This is a genomic window from Desulfosediminicola flagellatus (assembly GCF_005116655.2).
Classification (GTDB): Bacteria; Desulfobacterota; Desulfobulbia; order Desulfobulbales; family Desulfocapsaceae; genus Desulfopila; species Desulfopila flagellata.
In genome coordinates, this window is the sequence record NZ_CP050698.1 from 1367942 (window position 1) to 1379900 (window position 11959).

Here is an 11959-nt window from a genome sequence, read left to right on the forward strand (position 1 = left end):
TAGCAGTGCTTCAGATGGCCTCAAGCGGGACGATTGGCTATAGTATGCCTATGCGAAGCGTCCCGATCGGGGGCAGGTTGGGTGCTGCTGAATAGTTACATTTTCGATTGAGTAACATGAGAGCGTAATGAAACTAAAGAAACAGATTATATATTGGCTAGATGAAAAACGTGACATGATAGTTGTCAGTTTGATTATATTTGTCGTGTTGATCTCTGTTGTATTAGGGATGAGAATGCAGCAAAATTACACCGTCCAGCAACGATTGGAGGAAGAGGCAAAAAAACCGAAAAAGGTTAAATTGGCAAAAGACAACGCTGAAAAAAAGGCTGGGCAGGGCTCTGCTAAGCCTGCACCTTCTGCGTCATTTTTTCTTAAACCTTCACCTGATGAAGTACTTTCGTTAATTCAGGAAATGGGAGAAGGAGAACTGCCTCCTGATAATCAAAAATATACCGGTTTACGCGTGATGTGGCCGGCATATTTTTTTCAGATTGTGAGTCAGCAGGCAGGCAATGCTACTATATTACTTGATGTTTCTGTAGATGGATTTGGAGTAATGATTCAGACTGATGTGGATCTGGCCAAATTTCCAGATATACTCTCAATAGAGCGCGGTAAGAAAATATGGGTAGCTGGTGAACTACTTGGCGTTGATGGAAAAGGTACCGGCACTATCATTATGACTGCCGAGGAGGTTCGGTTTGCAGAAAATCTGGAAGATGCTATTAAAACACACGTTGGACCGCGAGATAACTCCACACAAGTAAAATCTCCTGATGGTCAGACTACGAAGGAAGAGGCAGAGAAACAATAAAACGCGCTCCTCCACTGGTACTTGAATCAATAGTAATGGAACCTCCATGTTCCTCTATGATCTGCAGCACGATTGCAAGTCCCAGCCCCGTGCCGTCCGCACGTGAGGTAAAGAATGGTTCGAATATTTTCTCTTTATTTTCCTCGGTCACTCCAGGGCCGTTATCGCTGACGGAAATTTTGATGGTGTCACCGGCTTCACCCCCCTTTACTTCTTCGGCTTCCACCTCAATTATCTCACGTCCCGGCGGGCAGAAAGCCATGCCGTTCTGGATGAGATGATTGAGCACTGTGTGGATTTGTTTGGGATCAGCCCATATGTCTATTGCATCATCAAATAATATTTCAAGCCTCGTTGAGAGTGGCCACGTCGGGTCAGCCCTGCATACCTGAATGACCTCATCGAGGATACTTTTGAGCGAGAACCATTCCCTGTTTGCAGCTTCCGGACGTGAGAACTTTAAAAAATCCGCTATGGTATCAATCATCCTGTTAGATTCGCGAAGAATAATGTCTGCCAATTCATAATTGAACAAATTCTCACTGCCTTCCTGGGAAAACTCATTAACCAGCACCTGTGCTGAACCGGATATTGCCGTTAAGGGGTTCCTGAAATCATGGGCTATTCCTGCGCTCATCATGCCGATAGCTGCAAGCTTTTCGGCCTGGCGCATTTGTCTTTCGAGTTGTTCTATTTCACTAATATCACGAAGTGTGATTATTTTATGTTGATCAAGAGAGTCTGGCTCAGTCTCCCCTAATTGCTGGAGATCAACATGGGAATATCCGAGCCGGATAGTCTTCCCATCATACCGCGTGAAATCAGCGGACTGTCGCATCCTGGGAGCTGAGAGGTTGAGGTTGGGGAAATAATCAATCAGGGTTGTGCCAACAAGAGAGGCGGCTGGAAACCCGGTAATATCACCTGTTGCATTGTTTGCTGAGGTAATGGCCCCTGACTGATCTATGGTGATTATGCCTGTCGCAATGTTATCAAAGATCTGTTTATACAGAACTGCAAGCCTGTCGTAATTACGAATGGAGTCAGACAGTGCATCTTCAGTGGTCTGAACACGCAGACTGAATAGGGCACTCAACAGGGCGGCCAGGAAAAATGTGAGCCCCTGGACTGCAAAATGGTTCAGATTAACCATTGGATCGTCTGCACCCTGGTAGCCCATAACTAGCAGATATTCAGGAAAGGAACCAAACACCTCCAGAAGAAGGATTCCTCCATACAAGAGTGTCGACGATGCTGCTGCAACCAAACCGCCTTTTCGTGGCAGGATAAGTCCACCTGCGATAATCGGGAAAAAGTAAATTGAAGTAAATATCGAGTGCGAAATTCCGGTGTAGTAGACCAGCAGGGTAGCAAAAAACGTATCAATGAGGTTCTGGATAAAACCGAACTTTCGCAGATTCGCTTTCGATACAAACGCGTAAAATGCTGAAGCGATAGTTGTGAAATAGATTGCAACAAGCAGCAGGGTCATCAACTCGCTTGGCATGAGTATAACGTCAAGACTGGCCCCGCCAAACACAACACTTAACACAAACAGCAGGGTGTAGAGGACGATCCGAAGCAGCATCATCCAGAGTATTTGAGTTTTCAGTATCTGGTTGACGGTAGGTGTTCTGTTGCGTTTAAAAAATGATTTTAAGTTCATGGGTTATTATTGAATTCCGTATTTTTTTACCTTGTAACGGAATGAGCGAAAGCTGATTCTAAGCAGGTCAGCAGCTCGCATTTTTGAATTATCTGTCTTCTCAAGTGCGTGTCGGATAAGTTGCTTCTCAAGATTGGTGATAACTTTTTCAAGCCCCAGTTCATAGAGTTCCTTCTCACTGGTGACTGCCTGGAACGTTCCGGTGCTTTTTATAGAATGTGATTCTTCCTCTTTATCATTATTTGACTGAGAGGAGGGCAGGGTCAGGTTTTCTGGGAGAATGATGTTGGAACTTTCAAGTGCAACTCCACGTTCAATAATGTTTTCTAGTTCTCTGACATTACCGGGAAAGTTGTAATTCATGAGAACCTGAAGAGCATAACTGGAAATCTCGCGAACCTCTTTATCGAGTAGCCGGGAGTATTTTTTCAGGAAGTGGCGAACAAGCAGGGGCACATCGCTTTTTCTTTCGCGAAGCGGGGGCACGCGTAAAGGGACAACAGCAAGCCTGTAAAAAAGATCTTCACGAAAACGTCCCGCCTTAATTTCATCTTCAAGAATACGATTGGTTGCTGCAATAATACGTACATTGATCTGTTGAATCTGATTGCCGCCAACGGGTTTGATTTCGCGTTCCTGAAGAACGCGAAGAAGTTTTGTCTGAATGATTGGTGTGAGTTCACCTATTTCATCCAGGAATGCTGTGCCGTTATCTGCGACTTGAAATAGCCCTTGCTTATCGCTTATTGCCCCGGTGAAAGAGCCTTTTACATGACCGAAAAGTTCACTCTCCATGAGTTCTTCAGGGATAGCGCTACAGGTGATCGGGATGAAAGGATTGTCGGCAACGTGGCTGTGTTTGTGAATAGCCTGGGCTACGAGTTCTTTCCCGGTTCCTGATTCACCATAGATCAGCACGTTTGCAGGAGTAGGGGCAACACGCCTGATCATGTCAAAAATTTTGATCATTTCACGACTCTGACCGATAATTCCCGGGAATGTATCGGTTTTGCGAGTGTGGTCAGATTCACCGCCGCCTTTTCGTATTGCGGATTTTATAACCGATTTTATTTCATCAACATTGAATGGTTTAGATATATAATCAAATGCACCATGCTTCATTGCCTGCACCGCATCATTTGGTGAGGCAAAAGCGGTGATCATAATTACCGGTAAATCAGGTGAATGTTCTTTAATTGATTCAAGAAGTTCAAGTCCATCCATACCCGGCATCCGGATATCAGTGATCACCAGATCACATTTGGAATTTTGCAGGTAATCAAGTCCCTCTTCTCCATTGGGGGCAGTAGTTACCTGATGTCCCTCTTTGGTGAGAAGTATCTTGAGAAAATCCCGCATACTTCGTTCATCATCGACAACAAGAATCTGAAACATAGCGTTCGTAGAGTAATATTGAACTCCTGTCTGGTGATTATCTGCCATGGAGGAGTTAGTGTATGAATGTGGAAATTATTATGGGGTGAGAGCACTACACCCATTTAACTGTATAATACGATTTGGGAATAGACAAGGAGATAAGCGGTAAACTAGAAGACACCGAGTTGGTTTTCTGCTGAGTTTATGAGGGCTTCCTTGGTCTTTTTAGTAAGGTGTTTTACCTGGTATTCCCGGCGACACGCTGTGCTGCGGTTAGCACAGAACTCGATATATACAAGGGATACAGGCTGCCGGGATCGGGTATAGCGGGCACCTTCTTTACGGGAGTTATGCTCAAGAAGACGGCGCTTGAAATCAGTGGTTACGCCGGTATAGAGTGATGTATCAGCGCATCTGACCATGTATACGTACCATATGTTCGTCTTGATGATTATCTTCTGACTTTGTGTCTCTGGTGTAGCTGGTATATCCATATTATCAATTCGTTGTGAAAACGGATATGATTGCAAATTCCGCCTCCAGATGGTATGCAGTGTGAAGTTTTTTTAACACCTTTTTTTAAAGGTCTGGCATTATCCGTACAAAGGACAACATGGATCAGCACAATACAACAGAAAATTTCGAAAGTCAGGCACTGACTGATCACCTCAGAGAGCTGCGTTCCTGCCTGATTGTTACGTTTATAGCGGTATTTGCCGGTTTCGGCCTCTCCTATGCGTATATACGGCCTATCGGCAGCTGGTTCTTTAAGCCGCTTGTTGATGTTCTCCCTGAAGGAACCTCTCTTATCTTTACCTCTTACCAGGAAGGGTTTTTTTTTACCTAAAGCTCGCCTTAGTTTGCGGTATTCTGCTTGCCAGTCCTGTAATTTTTTCTCAAATATGGCGATTTATCGCACCCGGTTTATATAAACACGAAAGAAAAGTTCTGATTCCATTCAGTGTACTCTCTACCCTGTGTTTTCTTGGTGGTGCAGCCTTTGGGTACCTTGTAGTCTTTCCACCTGCCTTCCGTTTTCTCGTTGGATATAATAACGAGTTTCTTACTTCACTTCCTGCTGTCAGCGAATATTTTTCATTAGCACTCAGGCTTCTGCTTGCATTCGGGGCAATATTTGAAATGCCGATCTTAATGGTATTTCTTGCAAAAGCAGGAGTTGTTGATGTTGCTTTCCTGAACCGAAACAGGAAATATGCGATTTTGATAAATTTTATTATTGCAGCTATTCTGACCCCGACTCCTGATGTTGTCAACCAGATGATGATGGGTGTGCCTTTGCTGATTCTTTATGAGATCAGTGTTGTTTCTGTCTGGATGTTCGGGCGAAAGAAATTTCTGGGATTCCAGGACGAGCAGCATGCTGAAGATTGAAACATCATGTAAAGGTTGTTTATACGTGTGGGAAATATCTTTTTTATAACAGTCCCCTGTCAATAACTCGTAGAAATGCAGCATATTACAGCCTCTGCTTTAAGGATGTGGTCCGTGATAGCTGATGTGTTTCTTTTTGCATAAATCACCCAACATCTCAATTTGGCGCGGTTAATGCGCTGGCTCTAATTTCGGAATACTGAATCGAAGGGTCATTGTGTTAGGTATTTGTATGAAAAATCCAACAATATGAGAGGATAATGTTCTCTGGATTTCTGGGTGAGGGTGCAGTATAAAGAACTATGATATGACGTTTCTTGAATCTCATCAGAGATGAAATAACCTGAAAGTTCGCCTTGCGGTATCAGGTACACATTACATACCGCACAGCATCTATGAATAAACGGAGGATACTATGAGTTTCTCGGAAGAATATGAGAAAGTTCTTAAAATAGGCAGACCACCCAACATCACCAGACTGTTTCCTAACTCGAAAGCATTGCTCGTTAGTGGCAAGGTTATTGATCGGGCTATGCTTGCTAAAGGAAAGGCGATGACCATAGCTGCTAATGGCCGCAGTCATCTGGTAATTCGAGGTGCCTTAAAGGCCGCTCAGCGTGCTGATGCTGCAATTATTATTGAAATTGCAAAATCTGAAGCCACCTACTGCCCGGTCAATTTTTATAATATTGCAAGACAGGTTGATGCTCTATGCAATGAAATGGAAATTACCGTTCCGGTGGCTATCCATGCTGACCATTATGGGATCAAGACTGAGGCGGATATTCCTCATGCAAAAGTTGAAATCCCGTCTATGTTTGAAGCAGGCATTACTTCAATAGCTGTTGATGCCTCGCATATGCCAGACGATAAAAATCTGTTGGCAAATATCGAACTCAACACATTGATTCCCGCCTGGGCAGGTCTGGAAACCGAGGTTGGTGAAATAAAAGGTGAGCAGGGGCTATCTACTGTTGATGATGCTTCTTTTCTTATTAAGGGGCTTAATGCATACGGTATATCTGCAGACTGGATTGCTCTGAACAATGGCACCACCCATGGCCTGGAGTCGAGCGGCCAGGGTATTCAGGTCGATTTAACCGCAGAGATTCATAAGGCTCTTGAGCCGTATCGGGTTTCCGGAGCCCAGCATGGAACTTCTGGAAACAGCTCTGTAAAATTGCGGGCAATTGCCGAGCAGACTAAAACCACCAAGGCTAATGTAGCGACTGCGCTACAGATGGTTGGCTGGGGTCTTGAGGTAAATGATGACGGCAATGCCATTGTAGATGAAGCGGGCAACTTCAAAAAAATCTCTTCTGAAGGCGTAACCGATGAGCTCTGGCAGAAGATGACCAATTATGCAGCGGAGCAGGGGTGGGGCGGTGGAGATTACAAGAAATTGAATCTACCATTTGAAAACCAGATATTATCTCAGGAAAAGCCGATACGGGATCGAATGACCAAGCGTGTCGAAGATTTTATTTACTCGATCCTGACGAATGTTTTTAACGCCGATGGAACAGCGACCATTGCTAAGGATTTACTGCTTGAGGCTGGAAGTTACGATCTTGGCCCGAAGGCGGAGCCTATAGAGGATTTGGCTGAATGGAGCAAAGAACTTATTATCAAACGTGCGCAGACACTTGATGTAGATAAAGGTCCTGAAGGCGATTTTGATGACTAATTGAATGTGCTGTCGCTTCGCGCTTATAGTTGAGCAATCTTTGTACATCGGTACTGTTCAATCATGTTTCAGCAACCTACCCGACTAGTTGCAGATGATCAGCTTAACCAGTAAGTGTTTCTGTGCTTGACGTCAATCCGGGGTCCCTGGCATTTCTGGACCCCGGAATTTTTTTGCATACTCTCGAGGAAAGACATGAAAAAGATTTTAGTTACAGGAGCAGCAGGCTTTATTGGTGCCCATTTGAGTCAAAAACTCATTGCCAACGGTGCTGAAGTATTTGGTATTGATAATTTAAACGATTATTACGATCCGCAGCTTAAGCGTGATCGTATGGCGGCTCTGGCTGAAGGTGATAATTTCACTCATATTGATCTTGATATTGCTGACCGCCCGGGTATGGAAAAGCTGTTTCAGGAACATAGTTTTGATGCTGTGGTTAATCTTGCTGCTCAGGCAGGTGTTCGTTATTCGCTGATCAACCCTCACTCGTATGTTGATACCAACCTGGTCGGATTTGTAAATCTGCTCGAAGGCTGTCGGCATTCACATGTTAAGCATTTTGTCTATGCCTCTTCCAGTTCGGTATACGGGGCAAATACTAATATGCCGTTTTCCGTACATGACAATGTCGATCATCCCGTATCACTCTATGCCGCATCAAAAAAAGCTAATGAACTGATGGCACATACGTATAGTCACCTTTTTGGGCTTCCGACGACAGGTTTACGCTTTTTTACTGTATATGGTCCATGGGGACGTCCGGATATGGCATTGTTTCTGTTTACTAAGGCTATCCTTGAGGGGCAGCCAATCAATGTTTTTAATAACGGTAATATGGAGCGTGACTTTACCTACATTGATGACATTGTCGAAGGTGTTTTCAGAGTGATTTACAAAGTTGCTGAACCAAACGATGAGTGGGATGGCAATGCTCCTGATTCTGCAACATCATATTGTCCATGGCGGGTGTATAATATCGGCAATAACAACAAGGAGAGACTCTTAAAGTATATTGATGTGCTTGAGACCTGTCTTGGCAAGAAAGCTGATAAGAATTTTATGCCGATGCAACCCGGTGATGTACCTGCAACATACGCAAATGTCGACGATTTGGTGCGAGACTTTGATTATAAACCGGCAACAACCCTGGAGTTCGGCATTGAAAAATTTGTCGAGTGGTATAAACGCTATTATGCAATTGCCTGAACAGGCATTCTGTAGAGTGTAGATTAATCCCGTCAGTTACCAGAACTGACGGGATTTTTCGTTATCACCCTTTTTTTACAATCGCCATACCCGGCAACAGGGTCTGGGTAGCCTGTACACCTTTCCATTGCCGGATAGTAGTAAAAAGAAACTGTGTGAGCAGTTCTGCATCTGATGATAAGAGGTCCCGGTTCAGGACGACTTTTATTATAATGTCGATAGAGCCATGCACCGAGTGAACTTCACGCACTTCATCGAGTTCGGCTAATTTATCAAAGATCCTTTTTTCGTACTTCCCCTCGACATTGAGCAGAATAAAAGCGGTTATTTCACGCCGCATTTCCGGATATTCCTGTTCTTTATGTTCGGCCATTTTAGTCCTGAACTGTTCCATATCTTTAGGGATGAGTTTATCCACTCCTATTCCGTATTTCCTGGCTTTACCCTTTTCCCACTGATGAACAGAAATATAGAGGTAAAGATCGTCGACGGTTCGGTTCTTAAACGATTTTACTAAACCACTATTTTTAATGAGTGTTGAGAGTGGGCGGTAAATTGTACGATACCAGTCAGCAGCTGCCTGCTGGTAAGAAATCTCAGTGTTTTGCTTCGCGTGGAGGTGGTTGCGATGTTCTTCTATTTGTCTCCGTAAATGCTGAAACTGGCCAAGCTCTGTGAGATCAATGGTGTGTGGGATGCCAGCCTCATCACGAAATGCGGTTTTCTCTACATAAAGCCTGTTTTCGAGGGTATCGGCGGTAGGAAGCAGTTCAAGTATGCAGGCACGTATGTGGCTGTGCTGGAGTTCTTTTGCCGCTGTAACACGATGATGGCCATCAAGTATAAAATAGTCATCTTTAATCTGGTAAACAGAGACAGGAGGCAGGGATTTGCCTTCCCGCATGCGGTGGATTATGCCTTGTAATCTTTCGCTGGTTGCCTGATGAGCTCTTTTGGGCTTAAACTGGCTGTCGAAATCGCGATAACGGCCTACGCTGCCGACAATCCTGTCTAATGGAATCATTGAGGTGCCACGATCAACCGAATCATAGGCCATCTCTGATTCCTGGCGTTCACCAAAATTCTGGAGCTGGTCTTTTGTATAATCTTTATCCTGCGGCAAAAATCTTTTCAGGAATTCAAGAGGACTGAATTTCGAGGGTGTAGTAGCCATAGCAGTTGATTATCTTGGTTGCGTCGAAGGTTGTGGTACGTAGCGACTGGTCTTCAAACAAGGTATGGATGTGACCATGCAGAAGATAGCCGGGCTTGTAGCGCGTAATGAATTTTCGAAAAACATGAAACCCTCTGTGGCAGGGGTCTTCAGCATCATTGATATACCGTGGTGGGGCGTGGGTAATGAGCAGGTCAATACCCTTTTGGCGCCATAATTGAAACCACATTTTCCTTATTTTTCCAGCCATTTCCTGCTCTGTGTACTGGTTCAGTCCACCATTATACCAGCGACTGCCCGAAAATCCGGTAATGCGGATACCGCTATGCGTTATGATGGTTCTGTCGAGTAATCGGCATCCAATCGGCGGGGAAGCATCATGACGAATATCATGATTTCCAAGGACATAGTACAGTGGGACATCATATCTGGCACGGAGGTTGCTCAGGTATTCGGGTGGCAGGTCACCGCAACCGATTATGAGATCAACATCAGGAATATACGGCAAGCCGTCAGCAGTTTTCTCAAGTAATTTTGCTGTTACTGTATCTGCGACGGCGAGGATTTTCATAGAAGAGGTATGAGCGGCTGGATCTCATATTGAGCAGAGCAACCGCATTCAGGTGTTAAAGAAATTTCAGAGGATCTTTACCCATTATCTTCAGTGCGGCTTTGACTATTGCGGGAGTGTCGATGCCGCTATTTTTCCATAGCGTTCTCTGTGGACCATGCTCTATGAACTTATCTGAGTAGCCAAGTAGAGTGGTTTTTACTGAATGCATCTGTTGCATACTGAGTAGTTCCAGTATTGAACTGCCAAATCCGCCTGCAACTGCATTATCTTCAATGGTAACAACCCGACCTGTTTTTTCGGCCCAGTGGCAGATCAACTCGCCATCAAGCGGCTTTAAAAATCGCGGATTGATGACTGTGGCCTTAAAGCCAAGTTCAGCGAGCTTTTTAGCAGCGGCCAAAGCCGGGTAAACCCGATTGCCTATAGGGAGAAGAAGAACGTCATCTCCTTCAACAAGCACTTCACCTTTGCCAATTTCCAATCTATTCAGTTCATCTGTAAGTTCAACCCCTTCGCCTGAACCTCGTGGGTATCTAATACAGGTAGGACCGTCATAGTTGACTGAGGTAAAAAGCATGTGGCGAAGTTCTTCTTCATCTTTAGGTGCCATAAGCACCAGATTAGGGATGAATTTAAGAAAAGAGATGTCGAAGACACCATGGTGGGTTGGACCATCATCGCCAACTACACCTGCCCGGTCAATAGCAAACGTTACTGGAAGATTGGGAATGCAGATATCATGAATAATCTGATCCATCGCACGTTGAAGAAAACTTGAATATATAGCGACAACCGGTCGAATCCCTTCTGTAGACATTCCTGCGGCAAAGGTAACGGCGTGTTGTTCGGCGATTCCAACATCGAAAAATCGTTCAGGATAGGTGGATGAAAATTCAGATAAACCGGTCCCTGCTACCATCGCGGCTGAGATAGCTGTAATTCGACTGTCTTCTTTGGCCATTGAGCAGAGGGTATCCCCAAACACCTTAGTGTAGCTGATGTTTCCTTTTGAGGAATGTGGTTTCCCTGTTTCAAGATTAAAGGGACCGACACCGTGATATGCTCCGGGATTTTTCTCAGCAGGCTCATAGCCTTTGCCTTTAGTGGTCAATACATGGATAAGAGTAGGACCATGAGAATTTTCGCGTGCGGTTCTGAGGGTAGGGATCAGCTCTTCGTAGTTATGGCCCATAATGGGACCAATATAATCGAATTTAAATGCCTCAAACAGCATGCCGGGGGTGAAGAATGATTTAAATGATTCCTCACTTTTTTTGAGCACGCTTAATATGTTCTCACCAACATTAGGGATAGCGGTAAGTCGTTCCTCAATGTGGTTTTTGACCCTCCTCATAGTTCTACCTGTGAGCTTACGGCTCAGGAAACTGGAGAGTGCCCCGACATTTGGTGAAATGGACATTTCGTTATCGTTTAAGATAACAATCAGATCTTCGTTAAGATGTCCGGCATGGTTAAGTGCTTCAAAAGCCATTCCGGCGGTCATGGAACCGTCACCGATGATTGCTATAGCCTTTTTGCCGTTTTCACCGAGGTTCTTGCCTACAGTCATGCCAAGGGCTGCAGAAATAGATGTTGAACTGTGACCAGTCTCAAAACTGTCGAACTCGCTTTCTTTAAACTTTGGAAAGCCGCTCATGCCTTTATATTGGCGGAGGCTGGCAAACTGCTCCCGTCGTCCGGTGAGGAGTTTGTGAGTATACGACTGATGACCAACATCCCAGATCAATTTATCATTCGGTGTATCGAATATATAATGCAGAGCGATGGTTAATTCCACGACACCAAGGCTCGGCGCAAGATGGCCTCCAGTCTTGGAAACAGTATGGATAATCGTATCTCGGATTTCCTGTGCCAGTTGTTCGAGTTCGGGCATAGAAAAATCTCGGATATCTGAAGGTGAATTTACTCTGGGTAATAACAGAGTATTCGGGTCTTGATTGAGTGTGGGTAGCATAGCGGTGGTTACAGGGGGAAGGCAAGTCATTACGTATCAACAGTAAATTAAAAACAATGTTTCAGACTGTCTAATGTACAACACGTTG

The 11959-nt window shown here is 44.6% G+C and carries 9 protein-coding genes and 1 pseudogene; 4 read left to right on the plus strand and 6 right to left on the minus strand.

Features of this window, described 5'->3' with window-relative positions; genetic code table 11:
* Positions 1-127 precede the first annotated feature (127 nt).
* Positions 128-817, plus strand: a complete 690-nt coding sequence (locus tag FCL46_RS05805; RefSeq protein WP_136805433.1) for a hypothetical protein — start codon at positions 128-130, stop codon at positions 815-817.
* On the opposite strand, the gene FCL46_RS05810 is transcribed toward FCL46_RS05805, so the two are convergent.
* From FCL46_RS05810 to FCL46_RS05820, 3 genes are all read right to left on the minus strand, one after another.
* Positions 789-2483: a two-component system sensor histidine kinase NtrB gene (locus FCL46_RS05810; protein WP_136805434.1), complete on the minus strand. Its 1695-nt coding sequence runs from the start codon at positions 2481-2483 to the stop codon at positions 789-791. The two genes, FCL46_RS05805 and FCL46_RS05810, sit on opposite strands and share 29 nt — an antisense overlap.
* Positions 2484-2489: 6 nt before the next feature.
* The gene (locus FCL46_RS05815) at positions 2490-3878 is read right to left on the minus strand and encodes a sigma-54-dependent transcriptional regulator (protein WP_136805435.1); all 1389 of its coding nucleotides are present in this window, start codon (positions 3876-3878) and stop codon (positions 2490-2492) included.
* Positions 3879-4030: 152 nt separating this feature from the next.
* The gene (locus FCL46_RS05820; protein ID WP_136805629.1) at positions 4031-4354 is read right to left on the minus strand and encodes a GIY-YIG nuclease family protein; all 324 of its coding nucleotides are present in this window, start codon (positions 4352-4354) and stop codon (positions 4031-4033) included.
* Between the two features lie 119 nt (positions 4355-4473).
* On the opposite strand from FCL46_RS05820, the pseudogene tatC reads away from it, so the two are divergent.
* From tatC to FCL46_RS05840, 3 genes and pseudogenes are all read left to right on the plus strand, one after another.
* Positions 4474-5252: pseudogene (gene tatC / locus FCL46_RS05830) on the plus strand (twin-arginine translocase subunit TatC).
* A 415-nt stretch (positions 5253-5667) separates the two neighbouring features.
* Positions 5668-6939: a class II fructose-bisphosphate aldolase gene (locus tag FCL46_RS05835; protein ID WP_136805438.1), complete on the plus strand. Its 1272-nt coding sequence runs from the start codon at positions 5668-5670 to the stop codon at positions 6937-6939.
* A gap of 195 nt (positions 6940-7134) precedes the next feature.
* Complete coding sequence (locus FCL46_RS05840; RefSeq protein WP_136805439.1) at positions 7135-8148, plus strand: NAD-dependent epimerase; 1014 nt, start codon at positions 7135-7137, stop codon at positions 8146-8148.
* Positions 8149-8212: 64 nt separating this feature from the next.
* Here the strand turns inward: FCL46_RS05840 and FCL46_RS05845 are convergent, their stop codons facing one another.
* The 3 genes from FCL46_RS05845 to dxs are packed head-to-tail and all read right to left on the minus strand — an operon-like array spanning position 8213 to position 11871.
* A complete protein-coding gene (locus FCL46_RS05845) occupies positions 8213-9322 on the minus strand; it encodes an Lrp/AsnC ligand binding domain-containing protein (RefSeq protein ID WP_136805440.1) in 1110 nt (369 codons plus the stop codon).
* A complete protein-coding gene (locus FCL46_RS05850; RefSeq protein WP_136805441.1) occupies positions 9288-9893 on the minus strand; it encodes a metallophosphoesterase family protein in 606 nt (201 codons plus the stop codon). The genes FCL46_RS05845 and FCL46_RS05850 overlap by 35 nt, the downstream gene beginning before the upstream one ends.
* A gap of 55 nt (positions 9894-9948) precedes the next feature.
* Positions 9949-11871, minus strand: a complete 1923-nt coding sequence (gene dxs, locus FCL46_RS05855) for a 1-deoxy-D-xylulose-5-phosphate synthase (protein ID WP_136805630.1) — start codon at positions 11869-11871, stop codon at positions 9949-9951.
* Positions 11872-11959 lie beyond the last annotated feature (88 nt).